General features: G+C 61.6%; 19 protein-coding genes. 2 read left to right on the forward strand and 17 right to left on the reverse strand.

The features are described from left to right. Nucleotides 1–68: 68 nt before the first annotated feature. The 3 genes from ntrC to dusB are packed head-to-tail and all read right to left on the reverse strand — an operon-like array spanning nt 69 to nt 3690. Nucleotides 69–1529 (reverse strand): nitrogen regulation protein NR(I), encoded by a 1461-nt coding sequence (ntrC, locus tag NKI19_RS23125; RefSeq protein WP_023675074.1) that lies wholly within the window; start codon nt 1527–1529, stop codon nt 69–71. Continuing rightward, on the reverse strand, nt 1526–2668 hold the full coding sequence (locus tag NKI19_RS23130; RefSeq protein WP_023675075.1) for a two-component system sensor histidine kinase NtrB: 1143 nt from the start codon (nt 2666–2668) through the stop codon (nt 1526–1528). Before NKI19_RS23130 ends, ntrC begins: the two co-directional genes overlap by 4 nt. Continuing rightward, on the reverse strand, nt 2665–3690 hold the full coding sequence (dusB, locus tag NKI19_RS23135) for a tRNA dihydrouridine synthase DusB (protein ID WP_352491358.1): 1026 nt from the start codon (nt 3688–3690) through the stop codon (nt 2665–2667). Before dusB ends, NKI19_RS23130 begins: the two co-directional genes overlap by 4 nt. Before the next feature lie 180 nt (nt 3691–3870). Between dusB and NKI19_RS23140 the strand changes: the two genes are divergently transcribed. After that, nucleotides 3871–5091, forward strand: coding sequence for a bifunctional 2-C-methyl-D-erythritol 4-phosphate cytidylyltransferase/2-C-methyl-D-erythritol 2,4-cyclodiphosphate synthase (locus tag NKI19_RS23140; RefSeq protein ID WP_352491359.1), 1221 nt, complete (start codon nt 3871–3873; stop codon nt 5089–5091). Continuing rightward, entirely contained in the window at nt 5088–5597 is a 510-nt protein-coding gene (locus NKI19_RS23145) for a CinA family protein (protein WP_352491360.1), read from the forward strand. The genes NKI19_RS23140 and NKI19_RS23145 overlap by 4 nt, the downstream gene beginning before the upstream one ends. On the opposite strand, the gene NKI19_RS23150 is transcribed toward NKI19_RS23145, so the two are convergent. The 14 genes from NKI19_RS23150 to NKI19_RS23215 form a co-directional block, all read right to left on the reverse strand. Next, nucleotides 5573–6034 carry a type II toxin-antitoxin system RatA family toxin gene (locus tag NKI19_RS23150; protein WP_352566217.1) on the reverse strand — a complete coding sequence of 154 codons (462 nt, stop codon included), beginning with the start codon at nt 6032–6034 and terminating at the stop codon, nt 5573–5575. The genes NKI19_RS23145 and NKI19_RS23150 overlap by 25 nt on opposite strands. A gap of 12 nt (nt 6035–6046) precedes the next feature. Next, the gene (gene lipA / locus NKI19_RS23155; RefSeq protein ID WP_352491362.1) at nt 6047–7012 is read right to left on the reverse strand and encodes a lipoyl synthase; all 966 of its coding nucleotides are present in this window, start codon (nt 7010–7012) and stop codon (nt 6047–6049) included. A gap of 137 nt (nt 7013–7149) precedes the next feature. Next, entirely contained in the window at nt 7150–7407 is a 258-nt protein-coding gene (locus NKI19_RS23160; protein ID WP_292655302.1) for a GlsB/YeaQ/YmgE family stress response membrane protein, read from the reverse strand. A 95-nt stretch (nt 7408–7502) separates the two neighbouring features. Further along, nucleotides 7503–8948: a dihydrolipoyl dehydrogenase gene (gene lpdA / locus NKI19_RS23165; protein WP_352491363.1), complete on the reverse strand. Its 1446-nt coding sequence runs from the start codon at nt 8946–8948 to the stop codon at nt 7503–7505. Nucleotides 8949–8959: 11 nt separating this feature from the next. Then, complete coding sequence (locus NKI19_RS23170) at nt 8960–9598, reverse strand: SGNH/GDSL hydrolase family protein (protein WP_352491364.1); 639 nt, start codon at nt 9596–9598, stop codon at nt 8960–8962. Further along, nucleotides 9595–10014, reverse strand: coding sequence for a hypothetical protein (locus NKI19_RS23175; RefSeq protein ID WP_352491365.1), 420 nt, complete (start codon nt 10012–10014; stop codon nt 9595–9597). The genes NKI19_RS23170 and NKI19_RS23175 overlap by 4 nt, the downstream gene beginning before the upstream one ends. Nucleotides 10015–10031: 17 nt before the next feature. Beyond that, nucleotides 10032–11408, reverse strand: a complete 1377-nt coding sequence (locus tag NKI19_RS23180; protein ID WP_352491366.1) for a pyruvate dehydrogenase complex dihydrolipoamide acetyltransferase — start codon at nt 11406–11408, stop codon at nt 10032–10034. An 18-nt stretch (nt 11409–11426) separates the two neighbouring features. Beyond that, entirely contained in the window at nt 11427–12830 is a 1404-nt protein-coding gene (locus NKI19_RS23185) for a pyruvate dehydrogenase complex E1 component subunit beta (RefSeq protein WP_352491367.1), read from the reverse strand. A 15-nt stretch (nt 12831–12845) separates the two neighbouring features. Then, nucleotides 12846–13886 (reverse strand): pyruvate dehydrogenase (acetyl-transferring) E1 component subunit alpha, encoded by a 1041-nt coding sequence (gene pdhA / locus NKI19_RS23190; RefSeq protein WP_352491368.1) that lies wholly within the window; start codon nt 13884–13886, stop codon nt 12846–12848. A gap of 171 nt (nt 13887–14057) precedes the next feature. Further along, nucleotides 14058–14378 (reverse strand): FtsB family cell division protein, encoded by a 321-nt coding sequence (locus tag NKI19_RS23195; RefSeq protein WP_292655325.1) that lies wholly within the window; start codon nt 14376–14378, stop codon nt 14058–14060. Nucleotides 14379–14513: 135 nt separating this feature from the next. After that, a complete protein-coding gene (gene eno, locus NKI19_RS23200; protein ID WP_352491369.1) occupies nt 14514–15788 on the reverse strand; it encodes a phosphopyruvate hydratase in 1275 nt (424 codons plus the stop codon). A 403-nt stretch (nt 15789–16191) separates the two neighbouring features. Beyond that, entirely contained in the window at nt 16192–16557 is a 366-nt protein-coding gene (locus NKI19_RS23205; RefSeq protein WP_023675091.1) for a PRC-barrel domain-containing protein, read from the reverse strand. Between the two features lie 122 nt (nt 16558–16679). Continuing rightward, nucleotides 16680–17531 (reverse strand): 3-deoxy-8-phosphooctulonate synthase, encoded by an 852-nt coding sequence (kdsA, locus tag NKI19_RS23210; protein ID WP_352491370.1) that lies wholly within the window; start codon nt 17529–17531, stop codon nt 16680–16682. Further along, entirely contained in the window at nt 17528–18415 is an 888-nt protein-coding gene (locus NKI19_RS23215) for a VOC family protein (RefSeq protein WP_352491371.1), read from the reverse strand. Before NKI19_RS23215 ends, kdsA begins: the two co-directional genes overlap by 4 nt. Between the last annotated feature and the right edge of the window lie 25 nt (nt 18416–18440).

The raw sequence follows: 18440 nt of genomic DNA on the forward strand, positions 1-18440 counted from the left end.
ACAAGTGTGGCCGAGACGGAAATCTTTCGGCAATCGATCCCCTGGAAAGCGCTCGTAAAGGGATTCGTCTAGACCTGCCTGGACGATTTATAGACGTTGACGCCGAGTTCGCGGATCTTCTTGCGCAGCGTGTTGCGGTTGAGCCCCAGCAGTTCGGCAGCCTTGATCTGGTTACCGCGCGTTGCGGTCATTGAGGCGAGGACGAGCGGATATTCGACCTCGGAGAGGATTCGCTGATAGAGGCCGGCCGGTGGCAAATCGCCGGCAAACGAGGCAAAATAGCGTTGCAGGAAATGCTCCACCGCCTGGCCGATGGAAAGGTCGTCGGGAATGAGGTTGCCACCACCTGGAACGACAGGCCTTTCGCCGGTCTTCAACTCCGCCTCGATGATCTCGGCGGAAATCTCGTCCTGCGAATACAGCGCAGCCAGCCTGCGGATGAGGTTTTCGAGTTCGCGCACGTTACCCGGCCATGGATAGCGCTTCATCAGCTCGATGCCGCCGGTCGAGATGCGCTTGGTCTGCAGGCCTTCACTGGCGCCGAGCTTGAAGAAGTGCCGGACGAGGTCCGGAATGTCCTCCGATCGCTCGCGCAGCGCCGGCAGCCTGAGCGGCACAACGTTCAAGCGGTAGAACAGATCCTCCCGGAAAAGCCCCTGATTGATCAGCGTGCGTAGGTCCTTGTTGGTGGCAGCGACGATGCGCACGTCGGTCTTGATCGGCGTGCGGCCGCCGACCGTAGTGTATTCGCCCTGCTGCAACACACGCAGCAGCCGCGTCTGCGCTTCCATCGGCATGTCGCCGATCTCGTCGAGGAAGAGCGTGCCGCCTTCGGCTTGCTCGAAACGGCCGGTCGAGCGGTTCTGCGCGCCGGTAAAGGCGCCCTTCTCGTGCCCGAATAACTCCGATTCGATCAGGTCGCGCGGGATCGCTGCCATGTTGATGGCGACGAAGGGACCGCCCCGGCGGCGGCCGTACTCATGCAGCGCGCGCGCCACCAGTTCCTTTCCGGTACCCGACTCTCCGCTGATCATGACCGTCAGGTCGGTCTGCATCATGCGCGCCAGCATGCGGTAGATGTCCTGCATGGCGGCCGAGCGGCCGACCAGCGGCATCGTTTCCGGCGGCTCGTCGGCCCGCGTATCGATCTTCGGCCGCCGCGGCTCGGAAAGTGCGCGGTTGACGATGTTGAGCAGCTCGGTCAGGTCGAACGGTTTCGGCAGGTACTCGTAGGCCCCGGTTTCGGAGGCCCGGATTGCTGTCATGAACGTGTTCTGCGCACTCATGACGATGACCGGCAGTTCCGGTCGCGCCTTCTTGATGCGCGGTAGCATGTCGAAGGCGTTCTCGTCAGGCATGACAACGTCGGTGATAACCAGATCGCCCTCGCCCGCCGCAACCCAGCGCCACAGCGTCGAAGCGTTGGAGGTGACACGCACGTCGTGGCCAACGCGCGAAAGCGCCTGGTTGAGGACAGTGCGGATGGCCGCATCGTCGTCGGCGACTAGAATATTGCCGCGAACGGTCATTTGCGGTCTCCTTCACCGTCGTCGTCGGTGCCAAACTGGGTTTCTTTCCACGCCGGCATCAGGATGCGGAAGGTGGTCCCGCGCGGGGTCGATTCGCATTCAATGATGCCGCCATGCTCGCCGACGATCTTTGCGACCAGCGCCAGACCGAGACCGGAGCCGTTCGGCTTGGTGGTGATGAAAGGATCGAACAGGATCGGCAGGATATCCTCGGAGACACCCGAACCGTTGTCGCGTACGCAGAATTCCAATGGCAGCGACACGCGGTCCTGAGTCCCGGGTACGGAAACGCGAATGCCCGGGCGGAAGGCTGTCGACAGCATGATTTCGCCCTGTGGATCGCTGCCGATCGCCTCGGCGGCATTTTTTACCAGATTGAGGAACACCTGGATGAGCTGGTCGCGATTGGCAAAAACCGGAGGCAATGATGGATCATAGTCCTCCAATATCTTGATCCGCTTGGCAAAACCGTTCTTGGCGATTGCCTTGACATGGTCGAGCACGACATGGATGTTGACGGGATAACGGTCGATCGGCCGCTCGTCCGAAAATACCTCCATGCGGTCGACCAGCGAGACAATGCGGTCGGTCTCGTCGGTGATCAGCCTGGTCAGTGCGCGATCCTCGTCAGACGCCGACAGTTCAAGCAGCTGCGCGGCACCCCGAATGCCGGACAGCGGGTTCTTGATCTCATGGGCAAGCATCGCGGCAAGGCCGGTAACCGAGCGTGCCGCGCCGCGATGCGTCATCTGCCGGTCGATCTTGTCGGCCATTGAGCGTTCCTGGAACATCACCACGACCGAGCCTGGAAATTCAGTCACCGGTGCGACGTAGAGGTCGACTACCTTCTCGATGCCGAGACGTGGCGACGACACGTCCACCCGGTATTCGTTGACCGGCGCCCGGCGCTCGCGCACCTGGTCGACAAGCGTTAGCAGCGGACTGCCGAAAGGAATGAGCTTGTGCAGCGTGTTGCGGGCGAGCATCGTGGCGCTCGAGCGGAAAAAATCCTCGGCATCGGCATTGGCGAAGGTGATGAAGCCTTGTGGATCGACCATGATTACCGGCCGACGAATGGTGTTGAGCACAATATGCGCGGCGTCCGCCATATCCGTGCTCTGTGTGACGGTAGCGTTCATGCCGCACTCCGCAGGTTCGCCGCTTCGGGAGCGCTTGAGAACATGTCGCGCAGCAAGGCAATGACATGCCCAGGCTCGAAAGACGTGAGTATGGCCTTGCGCCGGTCGTCGCTTGTGGCGGCGTGGCGGTCGAGATACCAGCCGAGATGCTTGCGCGCCTGGCGCAATCCGCTTTCCACGCCATATAGCGTCAGCATGTCTTCGTAATGGGCAATGACGTAGTCGCTCAGCGCTTGCGGGCTGTCCGGCATGCCGGATACCGGCTCGGCCAGCGCGGCCGCTACAATGCTGCCGGCAGTCCACGGCGCGCCATAGTGCGCACGGCCGATCATCACCGCGTCGGCGCCGGACTGATCGAGGATCGACGCAGCCTCTGCCGGCCAGCCGACATCACCATTGGCAACCACCGGGATCGAGACGGCCTGCTTGACGCGTGCGATGGCACGCCAGTCGGCTTTGCCCTGATAGAACTGGCAACGCGTGCGGCCGTGCACCGTAACCATTTTCACCCCGGCCTGCTCGGCGCGTCGCGCCAGCATCGGCGCGTTGAGCGCACCTTCGTCCCAACCGAGCCGCATTTTGACCGTGACCGGCACGTCGACCGCGCCGATCACCGCTTCGATCAGCGACAGCGCGTGGTCGAGGTCTCGCATCAGTGCTGAACCGGCATAGCCGCCCGTCACCTTCTTGGCCGGACAGCCCATGTTGATGTCGATGATGTCGGCACCCTCGCCGGCCGCGATTCGCGCGCCCTCGGCCATGTGCGCCGCCTCGCGGCCGGCAAGCTGGACCATGTGGACAGGCAGCCCGGAATGACGGATGCGCAGGCCCGAGCCAGCCCTGCCCTTTGCGAGCTCACCGCTCGCCACCATTTCCGATACAACCAGCCCGGCGCCATGGGCATGGGCGCGCTGCCGGAACGGCTCGTCGGTGATGCCCGACATCGGCGCGAGAAACACGCGATTGCGGATTCTCACGCCACCCACATCCAGCGGCGAAGCCAATTTGGTCACATCAGGCATGCACAAAAACCAAGCACCTTCGATTGCTGCACATTCTCTAGCCAGAACGACGGCAATGTGCAACGCGCAATGTCGTGACATTAAGGCGCATTTGGGAAAAAAGGACCGCCGGACCGCATCAATCCCTAGGTCTTCCGAAAGCGATACCACTTTTCGGGATCATGCGCTAAGCGTCTCGGCATGAGAGATGTGAGCGAAAAGCAAGCCGCGGACGACAAGGTCGCCGTGGTCATCGTTGCTGCCGGCCGCGGCGCGCGCGCCGGACATGCCAATGGGCCGAAGCAGTATCAGCAGATTGGCGGCGGCGCCGTTATTGCACGCACGCTCGACGCCTTTCTGACGCATCCGAAGATTGGACCTGTCGTCGTTGCTATCCATGCCGATGATGGCACGCTCTTCCGTCGCGCCGCCGGCGCAAATGCCGACCGTGTCGTCGCTGTGACCGGCGGCACGTCACGGCAGGAGTCCGTCCGCCTTGGACTGCTGGCGTTGAGAAGCCATGCGCCGGGCCGCGTCCTGATCCATGATGCGGCTCGGCCGTTTGTCGACGCGGAACTGATAGACCGCACGATCGCCGCCATTGGCGAGCGCCAGGGAGCACTGCCTGCCTTGCCCGTTGCCGATACGCTCAAGCGCGAAACGGCCGAAGGCATGATCGGCGAAACCGTGTCCAGGGCCGGGCTTCATGCCGCACAGACACCGCAGGGCTTTCCGTTCTGGCCGATACTGGCTGCGCACGAAAAGGCTCATCACCTGGGCAAAGCGAATTTCACCGACGATGCGGCAATCGCCGAATGGGCGCATATTCCGGTGAAGATCGTTCCCGGCTCGCCGGACAATGTCAAACTGACCTGGGCACGGGATATTGCAATGGCGGATCAGCGGCTTACCAGCGCATCACGTTTTCCCGACATCCGAACCGGCAATGGCTATGACGTCCATGCGTTCGAGCCCGGCGACCATGTCACCCTGTGCGGCGTCGCCATTCCGCACGACAGGAAGTTATCCGGCCATTCGGATGCGGATGTCGGCCTGCACGCCTTGACCGACGCCCTGCTCGCCACCTGCGGGGCCGGTGACATCGGGACGCATTTCCCGCCATCCGACCCGCAATGGAAAGGGGCCGCTTCACGCATCTTCGTCGAACACGCGGCCAAGCTGGTGCGCGCGCGCGGCGGGCGCATCGCCAACGCCGATATCACGCTGATCTGCGAGGCGCCGCGCGTCGGCGCTCATCGCGAGGCCATGACCGAAGCGCTTTCGGCAATGCTGCGAATTTCGCGCGACCGCATCTCTATCAAGGCGACAACCAATGAGAAGCTCGGCTTCGTCGGCCGTGAGGAAGGCATAGCGGCCATCGCGACCGCCAGCGTTGTATTTCCAGGGGATGTCCCTGAATGAGCAATAGCGATCTAGCAGATGCCCTGCTTCAGGCCTGCCAGCAGCGCGGCATCATGCTGGTGACGGCCGAGAGCTGCACCGGCGGCATGATCATCGCCGCGCTGACCGATATCGCTGGCTCTTCCGCGGTGGTCGATCGCGGCTTCATCACCTATTCCAACCAGGCCAAGACCGAGATGCTCGGCGTCTCGGCCGCTACGCTCGAGGCGCACGGCGCGGTCTCGCGCGAGACTGTGGTGGAGATGGCGGCCGGAGCCTTGGCCCATTCGCCGGCCGGGCTCGCCCTGGCGGTGACCGGCATCGCCGGACCGGACGGCGGCTCTGCGGAAAAACCTATCGGCCTGGTCTGGTTCGGCGTTGCCGTGGCTGGGCGGCCGGCAGTCAGCGAATGCCAGCTGTTCGCCGACAAGGGCCGTGATTTCATCCGCCGGGAGACGGTCCGGCATGCGCTTGAGCTGGGTCTGCGCGCGCTCGCTGCGGATCAGGCTGCCGATGGCGCGCCGTAGATGATTTCGGCCCGTTTCTCGAACGCCTCGGAGAACATGCGGAAGGCGCGGTCGAACATGGTTCCCATCAGCGCACCCAAAATGCGGCTCTTGAACTCGTAGTCGATAAAGAAGCAGACGTTGCAACCGCTGCCGTCCGCCGGGTCGAAGCGCCAGACATTGCTCAGATATTTGAAAGGGCCGTCAATGTATTTGACATCGATGGCGTTCTCTTCCGGCTTCAGCAGCACCTGCGTGGTGAAATTCTCGCAGATCGCCTTGTAGCCGATGCTCATGTCGGCGATGAGCAAGGTGCGTCCGTCGCGTTCCTTGCGTGAGCGAACCGTCAGTGCCTCGCAAAGCGGCAGGAATTGCGGATAAGATTCGACATCGGCGACCAGAGCGAACATCTGCTCCGGCGTATGCGCAACGCGGCGATGGGCTTCGAATTGTGGCATAAAACCGGGGTGTTAGGCGGACTTTTTGAGAAACGCTTCGCGCGCCGCGCGCAACCTGGCGAAATCGTCGCCGGCGTGGTGCGACGAGCGCGTCAGCGGGCTCGACGCCACCAGCAGGAAGCCCTTGGTCCTGCCGATCGTCTCGAAGGACTTGAATTCCTCAGGCGTGACGAAGCGGATCACCGGATGGTGTTTCTTCGAAGGCTGCAGATATTGGCCGATGGTCATGAAATCGACATTGGCCGAACGCAGATCGTCCATCAGCTGCAGGATTTCGTTCCGCTCCTCGCCAAGGCCAACCATGATGCCGGACTTGGTGAAGATCGAGGGGTCAAGCTCCTTGACCCGCTGCAAGAGCCTGATGGAGTGGAAATAGCGCGCCCCCGGCCGAACCGTCAGATAGTTAGACGGCACGGTCTCGAGATTATGGTTGAAAACATCCGGCCTGGCCGCCACGACGATCTCCAGCGCACCGTCCTTGCGCAGGAAATCGGGTGTCAGGATTTCGATCGTAGTCGACGGGGTCGCTGCCCTGATCGCACGGATGACATCGGCAAAATGCTGGGCCCCGCCGTCGGCCAGATCGTCGCGGTCGACTGAGGTGATGACGACATGGCTTAAGCCCATCTGCTTGACGGCATGTGCGACACGCGCCGGCTCATCGGGATCGAGTGCGGTCGGTATGCCGGTGGCGACATTGCAGAAGGCGCACGCCCGCGTGCAGATCTCGCCCATGATCATGAAGGTGGCGTGCTTCTTTTCCCAACACTCGCCGATATTGGGGCAGCCGGCCTCTTCGCAAACCGTCACCAGTTTGTGAGACTTCACGATTTCGCGCGTCTCGGCGTAGCCTTTCGACATCGGCGCCTTGACGCGGATCCAGTCAGGCTTGCGCAGCACGTCCTGATCCGGCTTGTGCGCCTTTTCGGGATGCCGCAGGCGCGGCGCATTGGCAATCGTGTCGAGGATGGTGACCATGTGAAACCCGGCTCATTGGCAAGCGCTTGTCCGGCGCTTGCTCTACCCACGTCATCTAGGACTTTTCGGCGAAAAGAAAAAGGCCGCGATCGCGCATGCCGCGGTGGCCGTTTTCGCATAGCAAGTGCCGACAGAGGTTAGCGGCGCACCAGTCGTCCGACCGCAATCAGAATGCAGGCGCCGATGAAGCCGGTGATCAGATAGGCGATCCAGCCGACGCCGAAGATGCCGATGTTCAGGGCCTGCAAGATGGCGTTCAACACGATTGCGCCGACAATGCCGAGAATGATGTTCATGAGGATGCCGGTATTGCTCTTCATGACCATCTCGGCGAGCCACCCCGCCAAGCCGCCGATGATGATGGCTGCTACCCAGCCCACGCCGTTCATTTCCATATGCCCTCTCCTTGTATGATCGGATGCCTGCGAAACGAATTGCTCTGCCGTCGAGTTCCTTTGTGTCTTCCTGTGAGACTCGCCCAACTAATTTATCATGCATTCAGTGCGCGACCATAGGCGTCGAGTACACTCTCCTTCATCATCTCCGACAGCGTCGGGTGCGGGAAGATCGTGTGCATCAGCTCTTCCTCGGTGGTCTCCAGGTTCATCGCCACGACGAAGCCCTGGATCAGTTCGGTTACTTCTGCGCCGACCATGTGGGCACCCAGCAACTGGCCGGTCTTCTTGTCGAAAATGGTCTTGACGAAGCCTTGGTCCTCGCCGAGCGCAATCGCCTTGCCGTTTGCGGCGAACTGGAAGCGGCCGACGCGGATGTCCTTGCCGTCGGCTTTCGCTTTGGCTTCCGTCAGTCCGACCGAGGCGACTTGCGGATTGCAATAGGTGCAGCCTGGGATCTTCAGCTTGTCGGTGGCATGCACGCCGGGGAAATTGGCGATCTTTTCCACGCACACCACGCCCTCGTGCTCGGCCTTGTGGGCGAGCATCGGCGGTCCGGCGACATCGCCGATGGCATAGATGCCGGGCACGTTGGTCTTGCCGTAGCCGTCGACGACGACACAACCGCGTTCCGTCTTCACGCCGAGCGCCTCGAGCCCGAGATTCTCGATGTTGCCTTGCACGCCGACGGCCGAGATCATGCGGTCGGCAGTGATCTTCTCGACCTTGCCGTCCCTCATCTCGACATGCGCAGTGACCGAGCTAGCACCCTTCTCGACCTTGGTCACCTTGGCTTCGAGGATGATCTTCATGCCCTGCTTTTCGAATTGCTTTTGCGCGAATTTCGAAACTTCGGCGTCCTCGACCGGCATCACGGCTGGCAGCAGTTCGACCACCGTCACCTCCGCGCCCATAGTGCGGTAGAAAGAGGCGAACTCGATGCCGATGGCGCCAGAGCCCATCACCAGCAACGATTTCGGCATCTCTTTTGGCACCATCGCCTCGAAATAGGTCCAGATCAGCTTGCCGTCCGGCTCGATGCCGGGCAATGCGCGCGGCCTGGCGCCGGTCGCCAGGATGATGTGCTTGGCGCTATAGGTGCCCTCGCCCTTGACGCCCTTGGGCGCCGGTGGCTGCGGCTCCATCGGCTTCTTCGACGATTTCGACACGACGATCTCGCCAGGTTTGGTCAGCTTGGCTTCGCCCCAGATGACGTCGACCTTGTTCTTCTTCATCAGGAAGCCGACGCCGCCGTTGAGCCGCAGCGAGACCTTTCGCGAGCGATCGACGACGGCGGCTGTGTCGACGCTGACCTTGCCATCGATCTTCAGGCCGTAATCCTTCAGATGATCCGAATAGTGCATGATCTCGGCGGAGCGCAGCAGCGCCTTGGTCGGAATGCAGCCCCAGTTGAGGCAGATGCCGCCAAGGTGCTCGCGCTCGACGATCGCCGTCTTGAAGCCAAGCTGGGCCGAACGCACTGCAGTGACATAGCCGCCGGGGCCGGAGCCGATGATGATGACGTCGTAGTTCTCAGCCACGGCTTTCTCCTTCACAATTCCAACATGATGCGCACGAGCGGCGCCAGCGCTTGCCCGACGTTCCGCGTGTTTTCTGCGTCGAGGTGGACGCCGTCGAGCGGCGTGGTTTTGGCCACCGTGCCGGCATCGAAGAAGCCGCAGCCGGCCTCGTCGGCAAGGGCGGAATATTGCGGCGCCAGCCGCTTTGACGCGTCATCGCCGCCGGCGAACATTTCCTTGAATTCGGCGTTTTCCGTGCGGCTGACTACGGGCGGCGCGACGATCAGGATCTGCGGCGCCGGCCAATCGAATGGGTAATCGTGACCGCGCACGAGATCGATCAGGCGTTGCACGCCTTGCTTGGCCGCGACCGGATTACCATGAATCCACGGCTTCATATCGTTGGCGCCGAGCATGATGATGATCAAGTCGATCGGCGCATGCGTCGTCAGGATTGTTGGCAACAGCCTTGCACCATTGCGGTCCGCCCCGGCCAAGTGATCGTCAAAGGCGGTGGTTCGGCCATTCAGGCCTTCGGCGATGATCTCGACGCCGCTGCCCAATGCCGCCTGCAGCACGCTCGGCCAGCGATCTTCCAGCGGATGCCGGCCGAGGTTTGCCGCGTCATAGCCCCAGGTCAGCGAATCGCCGTAGCAGAGGACCGTCTTCATGTGGCTGCCTCGCCGAAACCTGGTTGCGAGCGCCCCAATCGCCAGCGCACAAAAAGCCACTGGACCAGAACCGTAGCGATGCCCGGCAGGACGAGACCGGCGACGATGGGAAGATCGCTCGACCACTGGCGTTTGCCCGGCGGCTGGGAGAAAGTCCAGCCGATCAGGGCAACTCCAATGAGCACAAAAAATGCTAACCCTATGATCGCGGTCAGTTTTGTTGCCCGTCCTGGGTCCGACATGAATTGTGCGATGAAGAATGCGAGCGTCGCGAAGATGGTGACGAGAGCCGAGATCATGAATACGAGGATGTACTCCACGTCGGCATTGGTGGCGACGGCGAGCCACTGCACCACCAATCCGCCGGCCAAACCGGAAAGAAAGAAGGCAAAAAGGCTGGTGAAGAATTTCCGCACCGCCCTGTTCCCCTCTCTTAGACCAGCATGCCCATCGGATTTTCGATCATACGCTTGAAGGCGACGAGCAGCTCGGCGCCGAGCGCACCGTCGACTGCGCGGTGATCGGTCGACAGCGTCACCGACATGATTGTTGCGATCTTGATCTCGCCGTTCTTGACCACTGCGCGCTGTTCGCCGGCGCCGACCGCCAGGATCGTCGCATGCGGCGGGTTGATGACAGCAGAAAAATCCTTGATGCCGAACATGCCGAGATTGGACACCGCCGTGGTGCCGCCCTGATATTCTTCCGGCTTCAGCTTGCGGGTGCGGGCGCGGCCGGCAAGATCCTTCATCTCGTTGGAGATGACGGACATCGTCTTTTCGTCAGCACGCCGGATGATCGGGGTGATCAGGCCGCCGGGGATCGATACGGCAACGCCGACATCGGCGTGCTTGTGCTTGATCATGGCGTTTTCTGTCCACGACGCATTGGCATCCGGAACCGCCATCAGCGCCATGGCAAGAGCCTTGATGACCATGTCGTTGACCGACAGCTTGTAGGCCGGCGTTTCGCCCTTATCGGTCTTCTTCACCGGCGCGGCCGCATTGATCTGCGTGCGCAGGGCTAGAAGTGCGTCGAGCTCGCAGTCGAGCGTCAGATAGAAATGCGGGATGGTGGTCTTGGCTTCGACCAGCCGCCTCGCAATGGTCTTGCGCATATTGTCGTGCGGGACCAGCTCGTAGGAGCCTTCGGCAAACAGTTTGAGCACCTGCTCGTCCGACATCGCCTTGGGTGCTGCGGCCGCAGGTGCCGGAGCGCCGGCGGGCGCCGTTTTTGCCGCTGGTGCCGCCTTGGCGCCGCCACTGGAAATTGCGGCATCGACATCGGCCTTTACCACGCGGCCGTGGGGGCCGGAGCCTGTCAGCGCCGACACATCGACGCCGGCTTCCCTGGCAATGCGCCGGGCCAGCGGCGAGGCGAAGATGCGCTCACCGTTGGCATGGCCGTTGGCGGCCGGCGCCGCTTCCGCCTTAGGTGCAGGTGCGGCAGGCTTCTGCTTCGGCGCTTCGGGCTTTGGTGTTTCAGCTTTGGAGACGTCCGCTTTCGGAGCCTCCGCCTTTGCCGGCGCAGTGCCGTCACCGCTTTTCGCGGCAGAAGCAGCATCCTCGCCCTCGGCCGCCAGCACCGCGATCAGCGCATTGACCTTGACGCCTTCAGTGCCCGCCGGAACCACCAGCTTGGCGACCGTGCCTTCGTCGACGGCTTCGACTTCCATCGTTGCCTTGTCGGTCTCGATTTCGGCAATCACGTCGCCCGGCGAGACCTTGTCGCCTTCCTTGACCAGCCACTTGGAAAGGTTGCCTTCTTCCATCGTGGGCGAAAGCGCCGGCATGGTGATGTTGATCGGCATTTTGTCCTCCCGCCCTGCTCAGCGATACGTGACGGCTTTGACCGCCTCGACGACCTCGCCGACATTGGGCAGCGCCAGCTTTTCGAGGTTCGCCGCATAGGGCATCGGCACGTCCTTGCCGGCAATGGTGATGACCGGTGCATCGAGGAAATCGAAGGCGCGCTGCGAGACCTGGTTGGCGATATGGTCGCCGACCGAGTTCTGCGGAAAGCCTTCCTCGACCACCACCAGGCGATTGGTCTTCTTGACCGAGGCGATGATCGTGTCGAAGTCGAGCGGGCGGATGGTGCGCAAGTCGATGACCTCGGCATCGATGCCCATGCCACGCAACTCCGCCTCGGCCTTGATCGCGTAGGTCATGCCGATGCCGAACGAGACGATGGTCACGTCCTTGCCGGATTTGTGAATGCGCGCCTTGCCGATCGGCAACACGAAATCGTCCATCTTCGGCACGTCGAAGGAGTGGCCGTAAAGGATTTCGTTCTCAAGGAAGATGACCGGGTTCGGGTCGCGGATCGCCGCCTTGAGCAGACCCTTGGCGTCGGCGGCGGTATAAGGCATTACCACCTTCAGGCCGGGAATATGGCTGTACCAGGCGGCATAACATTGCGAATGCTGCGCGGCGACGCGGGCAGCCGCGCCGTTCGGGCCGCGAAAGACGATCGGGGCGCCCATCTGGCCGCCGGACATATAGAGCGTCTTGGCGGCTGAATTGATGATCTGGTCGATCGCCTGCATGGCGAAGTTGAAGGTCATGAATTCGACGATCGGCTTCAGGCCGGCCATCGCCGCGCCAACACCAACGCCGGCAAAGCCGTGCTCGGTGATCGGCGTGTCGACCACGCGCCGCGGACCGAATTCCTGCAATAGGCCTTGCGTGATCTTGTAGGCGCCCTGATACTCGGCGACCTCCTCGCCCATGACAAAGACATCGCCGTCGCGGCGCATTTCCTCAGCCATTGCATCGCGCAAGGCTTCACGCACCGTGGTCGAGACCATTTCGGTGCCGGCCGGGATGTCCGGATCGGCGGCAATTTCCAACCTGGGCGCGGCGGCAACAGGTGCTGCAGCTTCGCTCTTGGCCGGAGCGGCAGCGGGGGGCGGAGCGGCAGCGGGCGCTTCTGCTTGCGACTTGATAGCCTCCTCGCCGATGCCTTCGCCTGCCTCGTCAATGTCTTCGCCATCGACGGCCAGCACAGCGATCAGGGTGTTGACCTTGACGCCTTCGGTGCCGGCAGGGACCACGATCTTGGCAAGCGTGCCTTCGTCCACGGCTTCGACTTCCATCGTTGCCTTGTCGGTCTCGATCTCGGCAATGGCGTCACCGGCCGCGACCTTGTCGCCCTCTTTCTTCAACCACTTGGAAACGTTACCCTCTTCCATGGTCGGCGAGAGGGCGGGCATGAGAATTTCGATCGGCATGTCCTTGCCCTCTCGTTAAAGTACGATATCGGTCCAGAGCTCGGACGGATCCGGCTCCGCGTCGTTCTGGGCAAATTCTGCGGCGTCGGCGACAACGTCGCGGACTTCCTTGTCGATGGCCTTGAGCTCGTCCTCGCTTGCCCATTTTTTGTCGAGCAGCCGCGCCTTGACCTGCTCGATCGGGTCACGTTCTGAGCGCATTTTCTGCACTTCTTCCTTGGAGCGGTATTTTGCCGGATCCGACATCGAATGGCCGCGGTAACGATAGGTCTGCATTTCGAGAATGAGCGGCCCATTGCCGGCGCGGCACCATTCGGCGGCGAGGTCGCCGGCGGCCTTCACGGCGCGCACATCCATGCCGTCGACCTGGATGCCTGGAATCTTGAAGGAGGCGCCGCGGTGCGAGAAATCCGTCTCGGCCGACGAGCGCGAGACCGAGGTGCCCATGGCATAGCGGTTGTTCTCGATGATGTAGATCACCGGAAGCTTCCACAGCGAGGCCATGTTGAAGCTTTCGTAGACCTGGCCCTGGTTCGCGGCGCCATCGCCGAAATAGGTCAGCGTCACATTGTTGTTGCCGCGATAACGGTTGGCGAAGGCAATGCCGGTGCCGAGCGACACTTGCGCGCCGACGATGCCGTGGCCGCCGTAAAAATGCTTCTCCTTGGAGAACATGTGCATCGAGCCGCCCTTGCCCCTGGAAAGGCCGCTACGGCGCCCGGTCAGTTCGGCCATGACGCCGCGCGGCGACAACTCCATGGCCAGCATATGACCATGGTCGCGATAGGCGGTGATCATCTGGTCGCCATCGATCAGCGCCATCTTCATGCCGGTAACGACCGCTTCCTGGCCGATGTAGAGGTGGCAGAAACCGCCGATGAAGCCCATGCCGTAAAGCTGGCCGGCCTTTTCCTCGAAGCGGCGGATGAGCAGCATGTGCCGGTAGGCGGCAAGCTCCTGGTCCTTGGTGAACTCAACAGGCTTTGGGGTGGAAAGGCCCGGCGTTTTGCCGTCGGATTTGGATTTGGCAGGCGCTCTTCTGGTGGCGGTGGCCATGCATCACTCCCTGTTGGCGTCTCTTGGCGGACAGCGAGGGAGATCAGTTCTCCCACCGATTTGAGGCAGGCTAACATGCAGGGAAGGCTTTCGCCATGCCGAAAACGCATGGCTGTCATGCATCTAAGCAATTAAAATCATTGCAAATATCGCTGATTAACTGAGATCAGGTTATCTTGCGACCGGCAGCATGATGGTGATCTCGTCGGCGTGGGACAGATTAAGTGCCTTGCGCGCCTGCTCGTCCAGCATGTCCTTCTCCAGCGTGCCCTCATGCATCAGCTGAACGCGGCGCTCGAGGTCGATCCGGCGCGCCTTGACGGCATCGAGCCTGCCCTGCAATTCGGCAGTCTCGGCTTCGAGCTGATACTTGGAATAGATGCCGAACTCACCATGATAGGCATGGAAGCCGAAATAAGTCAGGAACACCACGCAGAGCGAGGGGATGATCAGCCGGCCGGTGTTTCTTTGCTTGTGCTGGCGTGTCCACATGGTCCGAATCCTCTACGCCGCCTTTGTCGCCCGATTGTGCTTAATGGACAGTTACAGACTGTTGGATTCAGAGCCAGGAAGCAAAAAAGGGCGGGAATGTCCCCGCCCTCGCCGCCGCGGATTTTCTCTCGAAAATCAGCTTTTCACGATGGACTTGCCGGCATATCGCGCCTGCTTGCCGAGCTCCTCCTCGATGCGGATGAGCTGGTTGTACTTGGCCATGCGATCCGAGCGTGACAGCGAACCCGTCTTGATCTGCCCGCAATTGGTGGCAACGGCGAGGTCGGCGATGGTCGAATCCTCGGTCTCGCCCGAGCGGTGCGACATCACCGCGGTATAGCCGGCCTTGTGCGCGGTCTCGACGGCGTCGAGCGTTTCGGTAAGCGAGCCGATCTGGTTGACCTTGACCAGGATCGAATTGGCGACACCCATGCGGATGCCGTCGCGCAGCCGCGCCGTGTTGGTGACGAACAGATCGTCGCCAACCAGCTGCGTTTCCTTGCCGATGAGATCGGTCAGTATTTTCCAACCGTCCCAGTCATCCTCCGCCAGGCCGTCCTCAATGGTGATGATCGGGTAGTCGGCAGCAAGCTTGGCCAGATATCTGGCCTGCGCCTTCGGGTCGCGGGTTTTCCTCTCGCCTTCATAGACGTAGTTGCCATCCTTGAAGAATTCGGTCGCCGCGCAGTCGAGGCCTAGCGCAACCTCCTCGCCGGGCTTGAAGCCAGCCTGCTCGATCGATTCCATGATGAAGTCGAGCGCGGCCGGCGCGCTCTTCAGGTTGGGGGCAAAGCCGCCCTCGTCGCCGACATTGGTGTTATGGCCGGCGCCCTTCAGCTTCTTTCGCAGCGTATGAAAGATCTCCGAGCCCCAGCGCACGCCGTCGCGCAGCGTCGGCGCGCCGATCGGCAGGATCATGAATTCCTGGAAATCGATCGGGTTGTCGGCATGCGCGCCGCCATTGATGATGTTCATCATAGGCACCGGCAGCACATGGGCCTTGGTGCCGCCGACATAACGGTAGAGCGGCAGGTCGGCCGCTTCGGCCGCGGCCTTGGCCACTGCCAGCGACACGCCGAGGATGGCATTGGCGCCGAGCCGGCTCTTGTTGGGCGTACCATCGAGTTCGATCATGGTCTGATCGATATGGATCTGATTCTCTGCCTCCATGCCGCCGATCGCCTCGAACAGCTCGCCGTTCACCGCCTCGACCGCTGTCAGCACGCCCTTGCCGAGATAGCGGGGGCCGCCATCGCGCAGTTCGACCGCCTCATGCGCGCCGGTCGAGGCACCGGACGGCACCGCGGCGCGACCCATCGAGCCGTTTTCGAGCACGACGTCGACCTCGACGGTCGGATTTCCGCGGCTGTCCAGGATTTCACGCCCGACAATGTCGATGATGGCCGTCATTGCGATGTCCCCGATTGATCGATTGAAGCGTCGCGCACCTCTTAGCCAAAGCGCCGCAAAACGCAATCGGGGCACTTGCAAATATTGCCCGCGCGCTACGGGATTCACGAAGCACGAAGCGCTGTCATCATTTGTCATACGCGGCATGCCGGTTTCTGGTTTATGGCTGTTGTCGCGCGGGGCGAAACAGGAGGAGTTTCGCCATGTCCCAGTTGAGCGGTATTGTGAGTTTGTTCCTGATCGCGGCTGCGTTCCTGACGTCGTGCGACAATCAGCAACCCCCGCAGGGATCGTCGCCTTTGCCGGCCCTGCAGACTGCGCAGTAGCATCCCGCCACATCGAAAGGCCCCCGATTTCCCGGGGGCCTTTTTGATTCCAGGAGACTAGTCAGTGCCAGTAAGGGTCAGTGCCAGTAAGGCTCGACCTTGTAGTAGTTGTATGAGGCGTCACGTGCGGCCTCGCCGTCGGCGCCGGTCAGCTCATTGATCGAATAGGAAGGAGCGGCCATCAGCTGGTCCTTAGTGAACGGCACGACATAGCCGCCCTTGTTCTCATCATAGTCTAGGCTCGCCCACGGAATGGCGTGGTATTTCTCGCCGATGCCGAGAAATCCGCCAAAACCGATCACGGCAAACATGATTCCGTTCGACAGTTTGTCGAGCATGACGTCCTCGATGTCGCCGATATGAGTGCCTTCCGTATTGTAGACCGATGTGCCGATAACCCGCGAAGCGGCGATGGCTTCGGTGTGTCCCGTCTGGGTCGTCATGGTGTGCTCCTCGTCGTCGTTGACATTAGATTTTGACAATGAGGGCCGCGGGCTAAGGTTCCAGGCGGGTTCGAAATTCTTCAAAGTTTTCTTGGCCGCGCTGCTGTGGCGCAACTGCTGGTTCAACCCACGCTTTTGGCGATGCGATCGAACGCCATCAGCCGTTCAAGCAATGCGGGAAGATCCTTCAGCGGCACCATGTTGGGACCGTCGGAAGGCGCGTTGTCGGGGTCCTGGTGCGTCTCGATGAAGACGCCGGCGACGCCAACCGCGACGGCCGCGCGCGCCAGCGTCTCGACAAAGCGCCGGTCACCTCCAGACGAACCGCCCTGCCCACCCGGCTGCTGCACGGAATGGGTGGCATCGAAAATCACCGGCGCGCCGATCTCGGCCATGATCGGCAGCGCCCGCATGTCGGACACCAGGGTGTTGTAACCAAAGGAAGCGCCGCGCTCGGTGACCAAGACATTGGCGTTGCCGGAGCCGATGATCTTGGCGACGACATTCTTCATGTCCCACGGCGCGAGGAATTGCCCCTTCTTCACATTGACCACCTTGCCGGTTCTTGCCGCAGCAATCAGCAAATCGGTCTGCCGGCTAAGGAAGGCAGGAATCTGCAGGATATCAACATGCGGCGCGACGATCGCGCATTGTTCCTCAGTATGGACGTCGGTCAGGATGGGCAGCGAAAAATTCTTGCGCAAATCGTCGAAGATCGGCATTGCCGCTTCAAGTCCCGCACCGCGCGTGCCGCCAAGCGAGGTGCGATTGGCCTTGTCGTAACTGGTCTTGTAGACGAGCCCTATGCCGAGCCTTTCGGTCAGGCCCTTTAGCGCACCGGCCATGTCGAAAGCGTGCTGCCGCGATTCCAACTGGCATGGACCGGCGATCAGCGACAGGGGCGCGCTGTTGCCGAAAATGACCTTGCCGACCGCAACGGAAGAGTTCGGCATCAGTGGATTGAGCTTGTTCATGCGATCTCCCGGAAAATGAAGGCTGCGCCCTGCCCTGGCGCCGGCGGCACGATAATATCACCGCCGCGCATGTGATGTTCGACGGAATTGGCTGCAAGCAGCTTGGCGACGGCATCGCCGTGCCTAATCGAAAAGACGATCCCAGCAAAGCGGAGTTCAGATGGTGCGCCGGCAGGAATGCCGAAGCGTGCCGAATAGGCTGCAGGATCCAGAACGGTCACGACGGCATTCGGCAGCTCATAGACAGTGCCGCCGCACTGCACCTCGATTCCGGCTGAGATCGAAATCAAATGGCCTTGTTCGAAAGGTTCGCCAGTGACTGCCACGACTTCGACAATGCCGGTTGCGCTATTAGCGTGGGCCTGCAACGCAGTGCGGTCGACGTTCGGCGCATTGATCCGCTCGCAGGCGAAGAGAAAAGCGTCCGTTGTCTTGCCTGTAGCCGCAAAAGACAGTTTGAACGATGCGGTGTCGCTCTTTCCCGCCGCATCGGTGAAGGCGCGCGAAAAGCTGAGCACGTCTCCCGCCGACAGACCGGCTTCCATGTAGCGCGCGTGGTCCGCGGCGGCGCTTTCGGTGCCCAGCGCCACTGCAGAAAATCCTTCATCGCCGTTTTCTTCGCGATACGTGCGATCACGCGCGACAAAGACATTGCGGTTCGCGATCGCCGTTGCCACGGCCTGCCGGTCAGCGACTGCGAGCGGCTCGAGATAGGTACCGTCGGTGAGAAAGACACAGCAGTTTTCCGTTCCGAAAGGGTGGATACCTGTCGGCGCAACGGTAAAGCCGAGCAAGGTCAAGCGCGCCCGCGCAACATCGAGGCTCGCGGTCGGCAGCACCAGGTGATCGAGCGGATGAGGGCTTGCGGGGGCGTTCTCGGTCATGTCCCGCGCGATGTGCCTCATTCCT

Source organism: Mesorhizobium sp. M0751, assembly GCF_040320265.1.
In the GTDB taxonomy this organism is placed as follows: domain Bacteria; phylum Pseudomonadota; class Alphaproteobacteria; order Rhizobiales; family Rhizobiaceae; genus Mesorhizobium.